General features: G+C 71.7%; 17 protein-coding genes and 1 pseudogene. 13 read left to right on the forward strand and 5 right to left on the reverse strand.

Annotation, left to right across the window (positions count from 1 at the left end; translation table 11 throughout):
• Window position 1: 1 nt before the first annotated feature.
• From ACWBNA_RS11825 to ACWBNA_RS11840, 4 genes are read left to right on the forward strand one after another with little or no spacing between them, the layout of a single operon-like run.
• Window positions 2-433: a hypothetical protein gene (locus tag ACWBNA_RS11825; protein WP_482704248.1), complete on the forward strand. Its 432-nt coding sequence runs from the start codon at window positions 2-4 to the stop codon at window positions 431-433.
• Entirely contained in the window at window positions 430-1,374 is a 945-nt protein-coding gene (locus ACWBNA_RS11830; RefSeq protein WP_482704249.1) for a hypothetical protein, read from the forward strand. Before ACWBNA_RS11825 ends, ACWBNA_RS11830 begins: the two co-directional genes overlap by 4 nt.
• 46 nt (window positions 1,375-1,420) lie before the next feature.
• A complete protein-coding gene (locus ACWBNA_RS11835; protein ID WP_482704250.1) occupies window positions 1,421-1,966 on the forward strand; it encodes a roadblock/LC7 domain-containing protein in 546 nt (181 codons plus the stop codon).
• A 19-nt stretch (window positions 1,967-1,985) separates the two neighbouring features.
• Entirely contained in the window at window positions 1,986-2,360 is a 375-nt protein-coding gene (locus tag ACWBNA_RS11840; RefSeq protein WP_217242361.1) for a roadblock/LC7 domain-containing protein, read from the forward strand.
• Window positions 2,361-2,370: 10 nt separating this feature from the next.
• Here the strand turns inward: ACWBNA_RS11840 and ACWBNA_RS11845 are convergent, their stop codons facing one another.
• On the reverse strand, window positions 2,371-2,925 hold the full coding sequence (locus ACWBNA_RS11845) for a hypothetical protein (protein ID WP_482704389.1): 555 nt from the start codon (window positions 2,923-2,925) through the stop codon (window positions 2,371-2,373).
• Between the two features lie 459 nt (window positions 2,926-3,384).
• Between ACWBNA_RS11845 and ACWBNA_RS11850 the strand changes: the two genes are divergently transcribed.
• Both ACWBNA_RS11850 and ACWBNA_RS11855 read left to right on the forward strand, forming a co-directional pair.
• A complete protein-coding gene (locus ACWBNA_RS11850) occupies window positions 3,385-3,729 on the forward strand; it encodes a hypothetical protein (protein WP_482704251.1) in 345 nt (114 codons plus the stop codon).
• Window positions 3,730-4,187: 458 nt separating this feature from the next.
• The gene (locus ACWBNA_RS11855) at window positions 4,188-5,585 is read left to right on the forward strand and encodes a condensation domain-containing protein (RefSeq protein ID WP_482704390.1); all 1,398 of its coding nucleotides are present in this window, start codon (window positions 4,188-4,190) and stop codon (window positions 5,583-5,585) included.
• Between the two features lie 329 nt (window positions 5,586-5,914).
• Here ACWBNA_RS11855 and ACWBNA_RS11860 read toward each other — a convergent pair whose 3' ends face one another.
• Window positions 5,915-6,844: a MurR/RpiR family transcriptional regulator gene (locus ACWBNA_RS11860; RefSeq protein WP_482704252.1), complete on the reverse strand. Its 930-nt coding sequence runs from the start codon at window positions 6,842-6,844 to the stop codon at window positions 5,915-5,917.
• Window positions 6,841-8,349 carry an aromatic amino acid ammonia-lyase gene (locus tag ACWBNA_RS11865; RefSeq protein WP_482704253.1) on the reverse strand — a complete coding sequence of 503 codons (1,509 nt, stop codon included), beginning with the start codon at window positions 8,347-8,349 and terminating at the stop codon, window positions 6,841-6,843. Before ACWBNA_RS11865 ends, ACWBNA_RS11860 begins: the two co-directional genes overlap by 4 nt.
• A 141-nt stretch (window positions 8,350-8,490) precedes the next feature.
• Here ACWBNA_RS11865 and ACWBNA_RS11870 point away from each other — a divergent pair.
• The 5 genes and pseudogenes from ACWBNA_RS11870 to ACWBNA_RS11890 all read left to right on the forward strand — a co-directional run bounded on the left by ACWBNA_RS11870 (window position 8,491) and on the right by ACWBNA_RS11890 (window position 12,296).
• Window positions 8,491-9,538 (forward strand): annotated as a pseudogene (locus ACWBNA_RS11870) (ABC transporter ATP-binding protein).
• Window positions 9,535-10,176: an ABC transporter permease gene (locus ACWBNA_RS11875; protein ID WP_482704254.1), complete on the forward strand. Its 642-nt coding sequence runs from the start codon at window positions 9,535-9,537 to the stop codon at window positions 10,174-10,176. Before ACWBNA_RS11870 ends, ACWBNA_RS11875 begins: the two are co-directional and overlap by 4 nt.
• Window position 10,177: 1 nt before the next feature.
• On the forward strand, window positions 10,178-10,840 hold the full coding sequence (locus tag ACWBNA_RS11880; RefSeq protein ID WP_482704255.1) for an ABC transporter permease: 663 nt from the start codon (window positions 10,178-10,180) through the stop codon (window positions 10,838-10,840).
• Between the two features lie 11 nt (window positions 10,841-10,851).
• Complete coding sequence (locus tag ACWBNA_RS11885) at window positions 10,852-11,790, forward strand: ABC transporter substrate-binding protein (protein ID WP_482704256.1); 939 nt, start codon at window positions 10,852-10,854, stop codon at window positions 11,788-11,790.
• 68 nt (window positions 11,791-11,858) lie between these two features.
• The gene (locus tag ACWBNA_RS11890) at window positions 11,859-12,296 is read left to right on the forward strand and encodes a hypothetical protein (RefSeq protein ID WP_482704257.1); all 438 of its coding nucleotides are present in this window, start codon (window positions 11,859-11,861) and stop codon (window positions 12,294-12,296) included.
• Between the two features lie 15 nt (window positions 12,297-12,311).
• Here the strand turns inward: ACWBNA_RS11890 and ACWBNA_RS11895 are convergent, their stop codons facing one another.
• Window positions 12,312-13,073, reverse strand: a complete 762-nt coding sequence (locus ACWBNA_RS11895) for an SDR family oxidoreductase (protein WP_482704258.1) — start codon at window positions 13,071-13,073, stop codon at window positions 12,312-12,314.
• 143 nt (window positions 13,074-13,216) lie between these two features.
• Here ACWBNA_RS11895 and ACWBNA_RS11900 point away from each other — a divergent pair, with 143 nt between their 5' ends.
• A complete protein-coding gene (locus ACWBNA_RS11900) occupies window positions 13,217-14,047 on the forward strand; it encodes a helix-turn-helix transcriptional regulator (protein WP_482704259.1) in 831 nt (276 codons plus the stop codon).
• A gap of 371 nt (window positions 14,048-14,418) precedes the next feature.
• Here the strand turns inward: ACWBNA_RS11900 and ACWBNA_RS11905 are convergent, their stop codons facing one another.
• Window positions 14,419-15,807 (reverse strand): cystathionine beta-synthase, encoded by a 1,389-nt coding sequence (locus tag ACWBNA_RS11905; RefSeq protein ID WP_482704260.1) that lies wholly within the window; start codon window positions 15,805-15,807, stop codon window positions 14,419-14,421.
• Window positions 15,808-15,967: 160 nt separating this feature from the next.
• On the opposite strand from ACWBNA_RS11905, the gene ACWBNA_RS11910 reads away from it, so the two are divergent.
• A complete protein-coding gene (locus ACWBNA_RS11910) occupies window positions 15,968-16,990 on the forward strand; it encodes an SGNH/GDSL hydrolase family protein (RefSeq protein ID WP_482704261.1) in 1,023 nt (340 codons plus the stop codon).
• The last annotated feature ends 81 nt before the right edge of the window (window positions 16,991-17,071 follow it).

The raw sequence follows: 17,071 nt of genomic DNA on the forward strand, positions 1-17,071 counted from the left end.
GGTGCCCGGAATCGACGAGTGCCTGCTCGAAGCCATGCGACTGCCCGGTGCCCGGGGCGCCGCACTGGTCGACTGGACGAGCGGGCTGGCCCTGGGCGTCGTCGGGGAATCCCCGGGCGGCGACCAGGAGACGGCCGCGGTGGAGGCCGCGGAGCTCGCCCGGCTCGCCGCCGAGCAGCACGCCTTCGCACCCGACACCGGTGCGGACGGAGAGGACGGCAGGACCGGCGAGCCACGACACGACGACGGCATCGATCCGCCCGTCGAGGACCTGATCATCAGCAACCGGGACAGCTATCACGTGCTGCGGTTCGTTCGGACGCCCTTCGACAGCAGCGTGTGTCTGCACCTGTGGCTGGCCCGCTCGGAGGGCAACCTCGCGCTGGCCCGCATCCGGCTCGGCGAGATGGCCGGACGGCTGGTGCTGGGATGACCGCCGTACAGACCACCCCGCCACCCCGGCTGCCGGTACGGGAAAGAGCGGCGGTCCGGGACCGGGGCTGGGGCGGCGTCTCGCCCATGCTGACCCGGCTGGCCGCCGAACGGGCCTCCGGCGTCCTGGTCCGCGAGCGCGGCACGCTCCACCTCGCCGAGGGCCGGGTGGTGCACGCCGACAGCCCGTCCGCCCCGGGCCTCGACGTCCTGCTCACCGCCCGCGGCACCCTGGACGCCGGCGCCTGGCGGCAGGCGCTGGCCGAGACCGGTGACCGGCACCGCGCCGGCCACCTCCTGGTCGACGACGGGCACCTCACCCCGGGCGCGCTGGAACTGTGCCGGCTGACCGCGCTGTACGACGCCGCGTACTTCGCCCTCGCACCCAGCAGCACGCCGGGCCGCTTCCGCTACAGCACCGAGGACGGCGAGGACGCGGGACCCGCGCCCGCCTGCGGGTGCCCGGTGCCCGTGGCCGCCCTGGAGCGCGAGACCCTCCGCCGCCGGGACATGCTGCACCGCATCTGGCCCGACCCGACGACCGACGAGGGCCCGCTGACCCGGACGCACCGCGCCGCGCCCCCGGCGCCCACCTTCCGCCAGCGGGCGGTCCTGGCCGAGCTGGACGACGTCCGCACGGCGAAGGACATCGCGCGGGAGCTGGGCCGCCCGGCGTTCCACACGCTCGTGGACCTACGGCGCCTGGCGGCGGCCGGCGTGGTCAGACCCCGCCCACCTGCCCCCGCCGAGACACCGGGCACGTCCGAGACACCGGGCACGTCCGAGACACCGGGCACGTCCGAGGCGCCCGAGGCATCCGAGACGCCCGGCACACCGGAAGCACCCGCGGCACCGGACCCGCTCGCGGGAATCCCCGTCGACGTCACCGACCCCCACATCACGCTGCTGAAGAGGCTCAGGGATGCGCTGGAGGCCCTTTGAAAGGCAACGGCAGCAGCAGCGGCCCCGCGCCGAGAGGAGCGACCTGATGGCAGCGGAGGCCGACATCCTGGAGGAGTTGCGCCGGCTCAGAGCCCGCGTGCCCCAGCTCACCGGCGCCCTCGCGACCGGCGCCGACGGTCTCGTCCTGGCCCAGGACACCCCCGGCGTCGACCCGGCGGACGTGGCCGCGCTCGTCACGACCGCCCGGGGCCTCGCCGCGCAGCTGGCCGACGTGACCGGTCAGGGGGACTTCCGCGAGCTGCTCGTGCGCGGGGTCTACGGCTACGTGGCCACCTACGCGGCGGGCCACGGTGCCGTGCTGACGCTGCTCGCCCAGGACCGCGTCAACGTCGGCCGCCTGCACCTGGAGGGCCGGCGGTCGGGAGCCCGTATCGGCGAGCTCGCCGACACCGCGACGGCACCCCTGGCGCCTCCGGCCGCCGCGGCCGACCCGGCCACTCCCGCCAAGCCTCCCGCCAAGGCACCCGCGAAGGCCGCGACCACCGCCCGGACCAGAGCCCCGCGCACACCACGGGCCACCACGACCACGACCACGACGACCACCAACGCACGCACCACAAGCGAAAGTTGAAAGGAACCGAGGAACAGTCATGGCCAACACCGAAACCACACTCAAAGAAGCACTCGCCTCCATCGAGGGCGCCACCGGCGTCGCGCTCGTCGACTACACCAGCGGCATGGCGCTGGGGACGCTGGGGGGCAGCAAGGGCTTCGACCTCAACGTCGCCGCCGCCGGCAACACCGACGTCGTCCGCTCGAAGATGCGCACCATGGAACACCTCGGGCTCAAGGCCCAGATCGAGGACATCCTGATCACCCTCTCCGACCAGTACCACCTGATCCGGCTGATCAGCGGCCGCGGCGGCAACGGTCTCTTCCTCTACCTGGTGCTGGACGCCAAGCGGGCCAACCTGGCGATGGCCCGCCACCAGCTGAAGAGGATCGAAGAGGACCTGGAGGTCTGACCAGGCCTGACTAGACCAGGGCCGCGGTGCGGCGGCGCGCTCCACCCGGGGCCGCGTCGCCGGCCGCGATGCCCGTACTGCGATAGGACGTGACCGTCTTCCCGGCCGGACGGCCGCCGTTCGCCGCGAGCCAGTCGACACGCACCCACAGCAGCGCGTCCTCGGCCTGCTCGCGCCGCCCCAGCCAGGCGGCCTTCAGCCACAGCCCCGTACCGCATCCGGCGAGCAGCATGCCGCCCACGGCGGGCACGGCGAACGCGCTGCCCAGCGCGGCGAGGAAGGCGAGCAGCAGCCACCAGCGGTGCCCCCGGCGCCAGTTGCGCGCGCTCACCGCACGGTCCTGGAGCACGTCGTGCTTCCCGGCGCGGACGGCGGAGCTCGCCAGCCCGGCGTACCGCTTGCGGCCGCGGTACGACACGACGGCCGCGGCGACGACGAACAGGACGGCCCCGGCCATCACCCCGATCCGCCGGCCCGTGATGCCCGGCACCAGTAGGCCGATGCCCGCCGCGAACACGCCGAGCCACCCCATCGGCGCGGCTCCCGCCCGTACCACGACGGCCACCCGAGCCAGTCCCTGACCTCCGCGACCCTCGCGAACTCCGCGTGACACGATCCGCCTCCTCGTCGTCTCAGCACGATTTCTGGTCGCACAGATTAGCGAGGAATCGTGAGACGAGCCTGAGAAGCTGTTGTCCTTCCGGAGTTGAGGATGGCGTTGCAGCTGGGCGGGCGTGGGGCCGTCGGCCCCGTGGGAGTAGTGGCCTGTCGTGCTGTCGCTGCCCGGGAGGTCGTGGATGCCGTCGGTGGTGAGGCTGAGGAACAGCGTGAGCCGGGTGCCACCGAGCACAGTGGAGCGCTTCGAAGTGGCGGTCCTTCGGTCAGGAGCCTTATGGCGCATCCGTGTTGCAGGCTCCCCAGGGGCGTGATCATATCTTCACGAATGCCACAAAGAGGAATTTTCGCCGTGGCAATGAGGGCAGACCGCGCCCCGACCCGGCCTGCCAAGCCCCTAGGAGGCCACATGTCTCACCTCATACGCCGTTCAGCCGCCACCCTTGTACTGGCTGCCACGCCCCTCTTCGCGGCCGTGCCCGCGCAGGCCGCTCCCCAGCAGCAGCTGCCCTGCCAAGCCGCCATCCAGAAGACAGACGGTGACCTGACCAGCACGGTCACCCTCACGGTCGTTTGCAACGTGGACAAGACAGTGGGAGCGAGGATCACCGTCGGGGAGACCGTGCTGCTGGACCTGCAGCAGACCGTGCGCGCCAATGTGGAAGAGCGCCTCACCCTCACCATCCCCCGCGTGCCGCGCGTGTGCGCCACACTGCAGGCCGACGGAGAGGCGACGACGGTCTGCACCCCCTGAAAGCCGCGCTGACAGCCGCGCCGGCAAAGGCTGCTCCGGACGGAACGACAGCGCCGACCGCACCGGAGCAGCAACACCGGGCCGCCTGCCCGGACTTTCCGCCCCCGGACACCGAGTGGCGCTCGCACGACAGCCATACCCCGGTCTTCAGCCGGGCGCCGCTTCCACCACACCGCCGACGAACCTCCAGAACCGGCCAAGGCCCCGGCAGCCACCCGTTCGTACGTGGGCGCCCTCGTCCTGGCGGGTGCCGTCATCGCCTTCCATGGGCCTGCGCGGGGCGCATCGGCGGTGGTGACAGCCCGCCTCTTCTTCTTTCTCACCGGGCCGCGCAGGTGAACGCCTGGGCTCGCTGGTGTCGCGGCAGCTCCGCACCGCATTGACGCCGTCGAAGAGACGGTCCGGTCCGAGTCACCGCTCCTCTGCACCCCATGTGAACGGAGATGCCTGCCGTGCGAATGACCGACATCCAGCATTGCGAGGCCCGGCCGGGCCTCCTCGTCGAGTGGACGCTCGACCAGGAGGCCATCGAGACAGCGACCGGTCTGCCAGAAGACTCCCGACCGCCGGCGTATGTCCAGGAGTCGCACATCCGGACGGCCAAGTCGGTGCGCGAGGACGGCCTGTTCGTTCCGACCTGGCTCGGCACGACGTTCGACATCCCGGGCATGATCGATCTCGACGTACTGCAGGACGCCCTGCGGACCTGGACCCTCCGGCACGAGACGCTGCGCAGCGGCTTCCGCTGGGCCGGCGACGAACTGCGTCGGTTCACGCTCGATGCCGAGGCCGTCGTACTTCATCGCGAGGTGGTCGGCGAGTTCTCCGACGTGGAGAGACTCGTGCAGCACCTCCAAGACCGCTTCGACGTCGCGGCGAACGCGCTCAGCTGGCCGAACTTCATCTACGCGGCGATCGTCCGGGACGACGGCACGAGTGTGTACATGGCCTTCGACCACAGCAACGTCGACGGGTACTCCATCCAACAGATCCCCGCCGAGATCCACGAGCTCTGCGCGGCGGCTGTCGAGGGCCGTCCCGTTCAATCGTCACCGGTCGGCAGTTACGTGGACTTCTGCGAAATCGAGCGGGCAGACGCGGACCGGATCGACGACACGCACGAAATCGTCGCCCGCTGGCGGGAGTTCATCGACCTGTGCGGCGGTGACCTGCCGAACTTCCCCATCGATCTCGGCCTGGATCCCGGCGGCCCGCTACCCACGCAGAAACTCATGCACGACATGCTCGTCGACGCCGACGAAATCGCCGCGTTCGACGAGGCCTGCCGGCCCTTCGGCGGAGTTCCGGCCGGCCTCCTGGCCGCCACGAGCCTCGTCGTCCACAAGATCGGCGGCGAACCCGCCTTCCGGACAGTCGTGCCGTTCCACACACGCGCGAAGTCCGAATGGCGGGACTCCGTGGGCTGGTACGTCGGCGGCGCACCGATCGAGATCCACACGGCACAGGCAGTCGATTTCCGGTGCGTCCTGGATATGGTGCACACCGCGGTGCACGCCAACAGGTCGATGGCCCGCATGCCCATCGGCCGGGTGCTGCGCCTGCTCGGCTCGGACTTCCGCCCGACGTCGCCGGACCTGTACTCGATCGTCTCGTTCATCGACACCCGGCATATCCCCGGATCAGAGCGCTGGACCGAGCTGAAGGCGTACGGCCTGGTCAGAGTGTCCTACGGGGACAGGGTGTGCACCTGGTTCAACAGGCTCCACGAGGGGCTGTACTTCGCCGCCCGCTACCCGGACACCGACATCGCCTACAAGAACATGCGGCTGTATGCCGAGCAGATGCGGGAGGCCATCCTCTCGGTGGCCCGGAACGGCCCCGGCGAGCCCCTCTGACGGGACCGACGTCGGTATCGCCGCGGGCGGTGGCGATCACGGCCGGACGACGGGCGCAGCTCTCCGCCCAGCAGCGGGAGCGGCTGACCGCTCTGGGCGTGAAGACCCACTGAGCGGCCCGTTCCGGCACCGGCGGCCAAGGGTGCCGGGACGGCGTGAGCGGCCTTCCAGCGTGTAGCACGCCACGAAGCCCACACCACCCACAAGATCTCGCCCGAGTCACACGGCGAAACAGGCGCTCAATCCGCGAATCGTCCCCATGAGAGGCCGGGCCCGGACGGACGGCGAGCCGTCGGGCGGAGACGGGTCACGCGGTCACGCGGTCACCGTCACTCCACGAACAGCCCGCGCGCCGCCGCCCTCGCGTCGAACTCCTCCAGCCGCGCCTGCGCGTCCGGCAGGTCGTCGCACATCGCCTCCAGCAGGACGCGGCCCAGCAGCATCGGCGCGCAGGCCGTGTCGAAGGCCAGCCCGGTGCCGACGGCGGCCGGCAGCAGCAGGTCGGAGACCTTGGCGACCGGCGCGAAGGCCGAGTCGGCGACGCTGACGACCGTCAGACCCGCCTCCTTCGCGTACGCCAGGGTGTCCACGACCTCGCGCGGATGCCGGGGCAGCGCGAAGCACAGCAGGGTCGAGGCGCCCGCGCGTACGGCGGCGTCGATCCGGTCGTGGATCATCGTGCCGCCCTCGTTCAGCAGCCGTACGTCCGGATGGACCTTGGCGGCGAAGTACGCGAAGCCGTACGCCTGGGAGGCCGCCGCCCGCAGCCCGAGCACGGGAAGCGGGCGCGAGGCCGCGAGGAGGCGCCCCGCCTTCTGCACGGGCCGCGGGTCGGCCAGCACCTCCGCGAGGTGCCGCAGGTTCTCGATCTCGGCCTCGACGGCCTGCTGGTACTCGTTGTACGACGCCGAGGCGGCCGTCTGTTCGGTGGGCGCGACCTCGCGCAGGTGCCTGCGCAGGGCGGGGTAGCCGTCGAAGCCGAGGGCGACCGCGAAGCGGGTGACGGAGGGCTGGCTGACCCCGGCCAGCTCGGCCAGCTCCACGCTGGACAGGAACGGCACGTCGGCGGCCCGCCGCACCATGCTGTGCGCGATGCGCCGCTGGGTCGGCGTCAGCCGGTGCCCCTCGAACAGTGCCTGCAGCCGCGCGGCGGGGCTGTCCGGCACGGCCACACCCGCGTCCGGCACACCCGCACCCGACTCCGTGTCCACCGCACCCGCCTTCGTGTCCACCGCACCCGCCTCCGTGTCCGCGCTCATGCCTCGCTCCCCCTCCAGATGTCCGTGAACCGGTCGAGCAGTGCGGCCGCCCTCGTCACGTCGTGCGTGAGCGGCCGGTCGGCCGGGTCCTCGTCGAGCACCGACTCGGCGAGTTCCTGCGCGCGGCCCACCGGAAGGTCCGGGTCGGGCCTGAGGTCGCGCTGGCGCAGCGCCCGTACGGCGGCGACGAGTTCGCAGCCGACGACGAGACGGTACGCGCCGCACGCGCGCAGTGTCTGACGTGCGGCGAGCGAGGCGAAGCTGGCCTGTTCCTCGACGCCCCGGGAGAGTACAGCGTGGCCCAGGGAGGCGGGCGCGGAGAAGGCCCGCAGGTCCCCGAGGGCGGCTCCGGCGGCGTACTCGAGGATCATCACGCCGGAGGAGGCGGCCTCGTGGTCGGCGAGGAAGGGCCGCAGCCGCGTGAAGCCGGGCTCGTTCAGGGACGACAGGCGGGACGTGGACAGCCGCGCCACCTGCGTCATCGCCAGCCTGAAGTGGTCCAGGGAGAGGGCGAGTTGGGCCTGGTAGAAGCCGCCGTGGTGGTAGGCGGCCAGGTCCTCGGCGCAGATCAGGGGGTTCTCGGCGGCCGCGTTGATCTCTATCGCGAGGACGTCCTCCAGGGCGTCGGCCGCGTCGTGGGCCGGGCCGTGGATCTGGGGCAGGCAGCGGAAGCCGTACGGGTCCTGGATCCGGCCGAGCGGCGGGGTCGGCCGGTCCGCGGCGCCGATCAGCTCCCGCATCCGGCGGGCGACCTCGCTGGAGCCGCGGTGCGGGCGGGCGGCGTGCACGGGGGCGGCGTACGCCTCGTGCGAGCCGTCCACGGCGAGCAGGGAGAGGGCGCCGACGACCTGGGTGGCCTCCAGCAGGCCGCGCAGTTCGTGCAGGGCGAGGGCGGACTGGCCGAGGGTGAGGGCGTTGCTGCTGATGAAGGCCAGGGCGTCGTTGTTGTCGAGCGGCTGGGCCTCGGGCGCGCCCGTGCCCCGCCAGGGGTGTTCGCCGGCCAGGGCGAGGGCGGCCTGGGCGAGGGCGGCGATGTCGCCGGTGCCGACGGAGCCGAACTCGTTCACGACCGGGTACGCCCCGCTCTCCAGCGCCTCGCACAGGGCCGTGACGACGGTGGGCCTCAGGCCCGCGCCGCCGGCCAGCAGCTGGTTGGCGCGGACGGCGAGCATCGCGCGGACCTGACGGGCCGGGAGTTCCTCGCCGATGGCTCCGGCGTGGCTGCGCAGCAGTCGCAGACCGTGCTCGGCGGCCGCGTCGGTGGGCACGTCCTCGTTCCGGTTGGCGCCGACGCCGGTGGAGCGGCCGTAGACGCGTCCGGTGGCGGCGATCCGGCGGGCGGCGTCCCAGGACTCCTCGACCCGGCGCGTCGCCTCGCTGCCCGGAACGGGCCGCGCGGCCCCGTCGGCGAGGCGTACGACGTCCGCGACGCCGAGGGCGACCCCGTCGAGGACGACCAGCCCCGAGCCGGCAGTCCACGGCGTGTCCACGATCCGAGACGACATCAAGCCCAAAACCTCCTCGACACGGACACCTGATCTTGCTTCCCGGTCATCCGTTACCTCGGATTAACACCGGGGCGTTGTCAACCTATTCATCTACCGAGAATTCTGCATGACGTTATACAGCCGGGCAAGGGACAACTCATGATCCAGTTCGACGCGGTCCACAAGCGCTTCCCCAACGGCACGACAGCAGTCCACGACCTCACCCTCGACATGCCGGAAGGAGGCGTGACCGTCCTCGTCGGATCCTCCGGTTGCGGCAAGACGACCACCCTTGCGGATGATCAACCGGATGGTCGAGCCGACCTCCGGCACCATCCGCGTCGGCGGCAAGGACGTCACCCGGCAGGACGCGGCCGAACTGCGCCGCTCCATCGGGTACGTCATCCAGCAGTCGGGCCTCTTCCCGCACCGCACGGTGCTCGACAACATCGCGACCGTGCCGCTCCTGCTCGGCCACGGCCGCCGCAGGGCACGGGCCCGCGCGGCCGAACTCCTCGAAACCGTCGGCCTCACCGCCGAGTCCGGCCGCCGCTACCCGCACCAGCTCTCCGGCGGCCAGCAGCAGCGCGTCGGCGTGGCCCGCGCGCTCGCCGCCGACCCGCCGGTCCTCCTCATGGACGAGCCGTTCGGCGCGGTCGACCCGGTGGTGCGCACCCAGCTCCAGGACGAACTCGTCAGACTTCAGAAGGAGCTGAGCAAGACCATCGTCTTCGTGACCCACGACATCGACGAGGCGGTCCGGCTCGGCGACCAGATCGCGATCTTCCGCACCGGCGGGCACCTGGTGCAGTGCGCCACGCCCACCGAGCTGCTGGCCCGCCCGGCCGACGACTTCGTCGCCGACTTCCTCGGCGCCGAACGCGGCCTGAAGCTGCTCTCGCTGAAGACCCTCTTCGACGTCCCGCAGGGCCCGGCACCCGAGGGCGGCACCTGGGCCCTCGTCCTCGACGCGGCGAACAAGCCGCTGCTCTGGGCGTCGGAGGACGCCGAGATCCCCGTACGGCCACTCAAGGACGACGACTCGCTCCTCGCGGCACTCAACGAGTCCGTCGCCTCCCCCACCGGCCTGATCGCCCGGGTCGACGCACACGGCGTCCTCACCGGCGTCTCGTCCCGCGACGACATCCACACCCACGCCGGCCAGGCCCACACCCAGGCCCGCACACAGACGGGTGTGGCCGCATGACCATCGACTGGTCGTGGATATCCGGCCACACCGACGACCTCACCACCCTCACGATCTCCCACCTCCAGGCCGCTCTCACCGCCGTCCTCCTCGGCCTGCTGATCTCGCTCCCGCTCGCGGTGCTCGCCCACCGGGCGCGCCCCCTGCGCGGCTTCCTGCTCGGCGCGTCGAACGTCCTGTTCACGATCCCCTCGATCGCGATCTTCGTGCTCCTGCTGCCGGTCAGCGGCCTGACCCGCACCACGACCGTCATCGGCCTGACGGTCTACACCCTGGTCGTCCTGCTCCGGAACACCGTCGAGGGCCTGGACTCGGTCCCCGCCAAGACCAAGGAGGCCGCGAAGGCGATGGGCACGCGCCCCCTGCGCACGCTCCTCACCGTCGAGTTCCCGCTCGCGCTCCCCGTGATCATGGCGGGCGTCCGGATCGCGACGGTCATGTCGATCTCCCTGGTCTCCGTCGCCACCTACATCGGCGACGGCGGCCTCGGCCAGCTCTTCACCGACGGCTTCCAGCGCGACTACCCGACCCCGGTGATCGTGGGAGTGGTCCTCACCCTCCTCCTCGCCGTCGTCGCGGACGCGCTGCTGGTCGCCCTCCAGTACGTCCTCACCCCGTGGAAGAGGCGGCGAGCCTGAGATGTACGAACTCTTCTCCAACCTCGGCGGCTGGCTGACCAGCGGCACCCAGTGGTCCGGCCCGGACGGCATCGCCCACCGCCTCGCCGAGCACCTCCAGTACTCGCTCCTGGCGACCCTCATCGCGACCGTCATCGGCCTGCCGCTGGGCCTGCTGATCGGCCACACCGGCCGCGGCGCGTTCCTCGCGATCAACCTCGCGTCCTTCGGCCGCGCCCTGCCCACCGTCGGCCTCGTCGTCCTGGTCTTCCTGGCCAGCGGCCTGTCCATGACCCCGGTGTACGTCGCCCTGGTCGCCCTCGCGGTCCCCGCGATCGTCACCAACACCTACGCCGGCATGACCGCCGTCGACCCGGACGTGAAGGACGCGGCGCGCGGACAGGGCATGCGCGGCCACCAGGTCCTCCTCCAGGTGGAGTTCCCGCTCGCCCTCCCCCTGATCATGACGGGCCTGCGCCTGGCACTCATCCAGGTGGTGGCCACGGCCACCATCGCCGCCTACGTCTCCTTCGGCGGCCTGGGCCGCTACGTCTTCGACGGCCTCGCCCAGCGCGACCTCGTCCAGGTGCTCGGCGGCGCGGTGCTGGTAGCCGCTGTGGCCGTCGCCCTGGACCTCTGCCTCGCCGGCCTCCAGCGCTTCCTCCTCCGCCACCGCACCGCCTAGGGAACCCCGCCATGAATCGTCGTACGCTCCTCGGCGGCCTCTTCGCGGCCGCCTCCGTCCCCGCCCTCTCCGCCTGCGCGAGCGGCATCACCTCCCTCGACAGCCAGGGCTCCACCTCCGGTGGCGGCGGCTCCAGCAAGGGCGGCGTCACCATCGGCACCGCCAACTTCACCGAGAACCAGGTGCTCGGGTATCTCTACGCGGCCGTCCTCGAAGCGGCCGGTGTGAAGACCACGGTCCGCCCCAACCTCGGCACCCGCGAGATCCTCATCCCCGCCCTCAAGGGCGGCGACATCGACCTCCTCCCCGAGTACCAGGGCGCCCTCCTGCACTACCTGGCCCCCAAGGCGAAGGCCACCGAGGAGGGCGAGATGCAGAACGCCCTCGCCATCGCCCTCCCCGCCGGCCTCCAGGTGCTGCCGTACGGCATGGCCGAGGACTCGGACGCCTTCGTCGTCACGCGGGAGACCGCGAAGAAGTACGGCCTGACCTCCCTCGCCGACCTCAGGAAGGAGAACGGCGAGCTGGTCATCGGCGCCGCGCCCGAGGTGAAGACCCGCCAGGTGGGCGTGGTCGGCCTGAAGGACGTCTACGGGGTGGAGTTCAAGGAGTTCACGTCGCTCGACTCCTCCGGCCCGCTGGTCAAGGGGGCCCTGAAGAAGGGCGACGTGGACGTGGCGAACCTGTTCACCACGGACACCGACATCGTGGCCAACGACTGGGTGGTCCTGACCGACCCGAAGAACCTCATCCCCGGCCAGCACGTCGTCCCCCTCATCGCCGACCGCAAGGCCGACTCCACGGTTCGCAAGGCCCTCGCCGAGCTCGGCAACGTCCTGACCACGGCAGACCTCACCGAACTCAACCGTCAGGTGGACAAGGACAAGAAGGACCCCGAGGACGTGGCGAACGCGTACGCCGAGCAGCACGGGCTGGCGCAGGGGGCCTGAGCACCCCCGCGCGAACCGGGGGGATAACCCCAGTGCGGCGCGCGTCCCGGCTCCTTACCGTGGATCGCATGACCGGAATGGACGCGCGGGACACGGAACTCAAGAAGGAACTCGACGCCACCCTGCAGGCACGCAGGGAACTGGGCGAGGAGTACGAGTCCGCGCTGGTCGACTCGTTCCTGGAGAAGGTCGACCAGCGGATCGACGGCGCCGTGGAGCGCCGGTTGCGCCGGCAGATGGCCGAGCGGCAGATGGTGGTGGCCCGGGGCTCCCGGTCGCCGAAGCCGACCGACTCCTGGGGCGAGCGCTTCGGCTTCGGCATCGTCTCGCTGGTGCTGGCGATCCCGCTGTCCGCGATCGGCGGCGGCATCGGCCACCTCCCGGGCCTGCTCGTCGCCTGGATCGGCATCGTCGGGGTGAACGCCGTGCAGGCGGCCCGCACCAATCCGGGGCTGTTCGGCAGCCGGCGGCGCGGGCCCTCCCAGGACAGTGACTGGGAGGACTGACCCGCCGGCACAGGCTCAGGCCTGCCGGGTGGGCAGCACCATGATCTGCCGCAGGTTGACCCGCCGCGGCCGGCTCGCCGCGTAGGCCACCACGTCGGCGACCTCCTCGGACGCCAGCCCGCCCAGCGTGTCGAACATCCCGTCCAGCTGCCCGGACAGTTCCGCGTTGTCGATGTGGGTCTTCAGCTCGGTGTCCGTCAGCCCCGGCTCGACGTTGGTGACCCGGACGTCACGCGGCCCGAACTCGGTGCGCAGCGACTGGGAGAGGTGGGTCAGCGCGGCCTTGGTGGCGCAGTACACCGCGTAGTGGGGGAACGTGAGGTGCGCGCCGACGGACGAGATGTTCACCAGGTCCGCGGTACGGCCCTCCGCGGCCGTCGCCACCAGGTCGCCGGTGAAGGCGCGGACGACCCTGAGGACGCCGGTGACGTTCGTGTCGAGCATCCGCTGCCACTCGTCGATGCGGCCCGCCTCGATCGGGTTGGGCAGCATGACGCCGGCGGAGTTGACGACCAGGTCGACGGGCCCGTACGCCTCGTGGATCCGGGCCGCGGCCGCCTCCACCGACCCGTCGTCGGTGACGTCCGCGACCACGGCCAGCGCCTGTCCCCCGTCGGCCCGGATCTTCTCCGCGATCGCCTCCAGCCGCTCCGCGCGCCGGGCGAGCAGCGCGACCCGCGCCCCCTGCCCGGCCAGCAGCACGGCGACGGCCTCGCCGATCCCGCTGGCGGCTCCGGTGACGACGGCGGTGCGTCCGGCCAGGTTCTCGTACGACATGAAGGACTCCCGGGTGTTCGGTCGCCGGTCCGTCCGGCGACACCACTCACCCTCGTCCGCGCCGCCCGGGCCACCCAGGGATGAGCTTTTCCTGGGTCTGCCAGTACCAGGCTCCCGGTCCGGCCCTCGCCTAGGCTCGCACCATGGACGGCGAACTCGGAGACTTCCTGCGCTCACGCCGGGCCCGTATCCAGCCCGAGGAGGTGGGGCTGCCCTCCTACGGACGGCGCCGGGTCCCCGGACTGCGCCGCGAGGAGGTGGCACAACTGGCCGGGGTGAGCGTCGACTACTACATCCGGCTGGAACAGGGACGCGGGCCGTCCGTGTCGGACGCCGTCCTGGACGCGGTCGCGCGTGTCCTGCGCCTGGACGAGACGGAGCACGCCTACCTGCGTACGGTGGCCCGGCCGACCCGGCCGAAAGGCCACCGCCCTGCCGCGCCCCGCGTCCGCCCCGGCGTCCAGCTGATCCTGGACGGCATGGAGCGCGTCCCGGCGTTCGTGCTCGGCCGCCGCCTGGACGTCCTGGCCTGGAACGCCCTCGCCGACGCCCTGAGCGGCTTCAGCCTCATGGCGCCCGGTGAGCGCAACGTCGCCCGTCAGGTCTTCCTCGACCCCGCCGCCCGCGACCTGTTCCCGGACTGGGCCGCGGTGGCCGCGGTGAACGTCGCCCAGCTGCATCTGAACGCGGGCCACCACCCCGACGACCTGGGGATGGCCGCGCTGATCGGTGAACTCTCCCTCAAGAGCGAGGACTTCCGCCGGCTGTGGGCGGATCACGAGGTCAGGGAGTGCCGGTTCGGTGTGAAGCGCGTCCGCCACCCGGTGGCCGGACTGCTCACCCTCCCGTACGAGACGCTCACGGTCCCGGCGGACCCGGAGCAGACGATCGTGGTCTACACGCCGGAACCCGGTTCGGAGACGGAGGAGAGGCTGGCGCTGCTGGGAAGCTGGTCGACCAGTCAGGCCCGCTGAGCAGACCCGCTGAACACTCCCGCAGAGCAGACCCGCTGGAAAAGGCTATGCGCGGGGACCGCCGCACCCCCGTTGCCGGGGGGCGGGACGACGGCGGTCCCCGCGAGGGACGCGGGCCGGGTCAGGGCCAGACTCCGCGTCCTAGGCGTCTGTGGAGGTCCGGGAGCCGCTCCGGAGGTCCGTGACGCCGTTTCGGTGCCGGCCTGGGCGGGGAGCCGCTCCCGCCCTGCCGACAACCACTAATGTGCCGGACCCGTGTTAAGCGGGTGCTGCGTGGACGTGACGCCCTCGTACCACTTCTGCGAAGTCCACGCTTCGCGTGTCCCACAGCAAGTTCGCCCTGGACACCCGCAGTTCACCGGACGTTTGCGCTACTTCCCGCCCTTGGCCAGGAAGGCCAGCAGGTCCTGCCGGCTGATGACGCCGGTCGGCTTGCCCTCGACGAGGACGATCGCCGCGTCGGCCGCGCCCAGTACGGACATCAGGTCGCCGACCGGTTCACCGGAGCCGACCTGGGGCAGCGGGGCGGACATGTGCTTCTCCAGCGGGTCCTCGAGCGAGGCACGCTGGGTGAACAGGGCGTCGAGCAACTCGCGCTCGACGACGGAGCCGACGACCTCGGCGGCCATCACGTCCGGGTGACCGGCGCCGGGCTTGACGATCGGCATCTGCGAGACGCCGTACTCGCGCAGCACCTCGATGGCCTGGCCGACGGTCTCGTCCGGGTGCATGTGGACGAGGGACGGGATGGCACCGTGCACCTTGTCGTTGAGGACGTCCGCGACCCGGGCGCTGGGGCCCTCGTCCTCCAGGAAGCCGTAGTCGGCCATCCACTCGTCGTTGAAGATCTTGCTGAGGTAGCCGCGCCCGCTGTCGGGCAGCAGGACGACCACGACGTCGTCCGGCCCGAGCCGCTCGGCGACCTTCAGCGCGGCGACGACGGCCATCCCGCAGGAGCCGCCCACCAGCAGGCCCTCCTCCTTGGCCAGCCGGCGGGTCATCTGGAAGGAGTCCTTGTCCGACACCGCCACGATCTCGTCGGCGACGGTCCGGTCGTAGGCGGTGGGCCAGAAGTCCTCACCGACACCCTCGACGAGGTACGGCCGTCCCGAGCCGCCGGAGTAGACGGAGCCCTCGGGGTCGGCGCCGACGACCTTCACCTTGCCGTCGCTGGCGTCCTTCAGGTAGCGGCCGGTGCCGGAGATGGTGCCGCCCGTGCCCACGCCCGTCACGAAGTGGGTGATCTTCCCCTCGGTCTGCTCCCACAGCTCGGGGCCGGTCGAGTGGTAGTGGGAGAGCGGGTTGTGCGGGTTGGAGTACTGGTCGGGCTTCCACGCACCGGGCGTCTCACGGACCAGCCGGTCGGAGACGTTGTAGTAGGAGTCGGGGTGCTCCGGGTCCACGGCGGTCGGGCAGACGACGACCTCGGCGCCGTACGCCCGCAGCACGTTGATCTTGTCGGTGCTCACCTTGTCGGGGCACACGAAGATGCACTTGTACCCCTTCTGCTGGGCCACGATGGCCAGTCCGACACCGGTGTTGCCACTGGTCGGCTCGACGATCGTGCCGCCGGGCTTGAGCGCCCCGCTCTCCTCCGCCGCCTCGATCATGCGCAGGGCGATGCGGTCCTTCACGGAACCGCCGGGGTTGAAGTACTCCACCTTGGCCAGGACGGTAGCCCGAATGCCCTTGGTCACGCTGTTGAGCCTCACCAGCGGGGTGTTGCCGACGAGGCTGATCATCGAGTCGTGGAATTGCACCGTTGTCTCCGGATGCTTGCAAAAAAGTGGTCGTGATTGGTTCCGCCAGCCTATGGCCTCCCAGGGATCCGTGACGGTCGTTCACTCCCCGTTGAGATTGGGCGACCGTCCGTACGGGGCAAGGAGTGGATGTACGGACACGAGGAGGTGGCGGCGACGCATGACGAGCATGTCGAGGGCGAGGGTGGCCCGGCGGATCGCGGCCGGCGCCGCGTACGGCGGCGGTGGTATCGGTCTGGTCGGCGCGGCGGCGATGGGTCTGGTGCTGGCGGAGGTGCACCTGGCCCGGCGCCAGGTGGGCAACGGGAGGGCGCCGCACGTCCCGCAGGCGGAGGGCCGGTACGGCAGTTCCTACACGACCGCCGGTGAACCGCCCCTGCGCCTGGTGATGCTGGGCGACTCCACGGCCGCCGGCCAGGGCGTGCGCCGCAGCGGCCAGACGCCGGGCGCGCTGCTGGCGTCGGGGCTCGCGGCGGTGGCCGAACGCCCGGTGGTCCTCCGAAACGTCGCCCTCCCCGGGGCGACCTCCGACGACCTGGACCGCCAGGTGGCGCTGACGCTGGCGGACCCGGCCCGGATCCCGGACGTCTGCGTGATCATGATCGGCGCGAACGACGTGACCACCCGGATGCCGCCGACCCGTTCGGTGCGCCATCTGTCGTCGGCGGTACGACGGCTGCGCACGGCCGGCGCGGAGGTCGTGGTCGGCACCTGTCCCGACCTGGGCACGATCGAGCCCGTCCAGCAGCCGCTGCGCTGGCTGGCCCGCCGGGCCTCCCGGCAGCTGGCGGCCGCGCAGACGATCGGCGCGGTCGAGCAGGGCGGCCGTACCGTCTCGCTCGGCGACCTGCTGGGTCCCGAGTTCGCGGCGAACCCGCGCGAGCTGTTCGGCCCGGACAACTACCACCCCTCGGCGGAGGGCTACGCCACCGCGGCGATGGCCGTCCTGCCGACGGTGTGCGCCGCGCTGGGCCTGTGGCCGGCCGAGGAGGAGCGTCCGGACGCCTCCCGCCACGAGGGATTCCTGCCGGTCGCGCGGGCCGCCGCCGAGGCGGTGTCGGAGCCGGGCACGGAGGTCGCGGCCGCGATGCCGACCGGGCCGAAGGGGCCGTGGGCACTGCTCAAGCGGCGCCGTAGGCGGCGGGTCGCGGCGGTCGAACCGGAGACCCAAGCAAGCGCTTAGTAAATTGCGGTCAGGGTCACACTGCCCGAAGCGTGACCCTGACCATACGTACGGGTAACTTCCCACACAGCCCTGCACAAC

It is taken from the genome of Streptomyces sp. Q2 (genome assembly GCF_056820935.1).

Excerpts from the sequence above, each read along its gene's own strand:
- ACWBNA_RS11865 (WP_482704253.1), bottom strand. The coding sequence starts at position 8,349 with ATGTCGTCTCGGATCGTGGACACGCCGTGGACTGCCGGCTCGGGGCTG.
- ACWBNA_RS11860 (WP_482704252.1), bottom strand. The coding sequence starts at position 6,844 with ATGAGCGCGGACACGGAGGCGGGTGCGGTGGACACGAAGGCGGGTGCG.
- ACWBNA_RS11830 (WP_482704249.1), top strand. The coding sequence starts at position 430 with ATGACCGCCGTACAGACCACCCCGCCACCCCGGCTGCCGGTACGGGAA.
- ACWBNA_RS11885 (WP_482704256.1), top strand. The coding sequence starts at position 10,852 with ATGAATCGTCGTACGCTCCTCGGCGGCCTCTTCGCGGCCGCCTCCGTC.
- ACWBNA_RS11910 (WP_482704261.1), top strand. The coding sequence starts at position 15,968 with ATGACGAGCATGTCGAGGGCGAGGGTGGCCCGGCGGATCGCGGCCGGC.
- ACWBNA_RS11890 (WP_482704257.1), top strand. The coding sequence starts at position 11,859 with ATGACCGGAATGGACGCGCGGGACACGGAACTCAAGAAGGAACTCGAC.
- ACWBNA_RS11895 (WP_482704258.1), bottom strand. The coding sequence starts at position 13,073 with ATGTCGTACGAGAACCTGGCCGGACGCACCGCCGTCGTCACCGGAGCC.
- ACWBNA_RS11875 (WP_482704254.1), top strand. The coding sequence starts at position 9,535 with ATGACCATCGACTGGTCGTGGATATCCGGCCACACCGACGACCTCACC.
- ACWBNA_RS11855 (WP_482704390.1), top strand. The coding sequence starts at position 4,188 with ATGACCGACATCCAGCATTGCGAGGCCCGGCCGGGCCTCCTCGTCGAG.
- ACWBNA_RS11900 (WP_482704259.1), top strand. The coding sequence starts at position 13,217 with ATGGACGGCGAACTCGGAGACTTCCTGCGCTCACGCCGGGCCCGTATC.
- ACWBNA_RS11840 (WP_217242361.1), top strand. The coding sequence starts at position 1,986 with ATGGCCAACACCGAAACCACACTCAAAGAAGCACTCGCCTCCATCGAG.
- ACWBNA_RS11835 (WP_482704250.1), top strand. The coding sequence starts at position 1,421 with ATGGCAGCGGAGGCCGACATCCTGGAGGAGTTGCGCCGGCTCAGAGCC.
- ACWBNA_RS11850 (WP_482704251.1), top strand. The coding sequence starts at position 3,385 with ATGTCTCACCTCATACGCCGTTCAGCCGCCACCCTTGTACTGGCTGCC.
- ACWBNA_RS11880 (WP_482704255.1), top strand. The coding sequence starts at position 10,178 with ATGTACGAACTCTTCTCCAACCTCGGCGGCTGGCTGACCAGCGGCACC.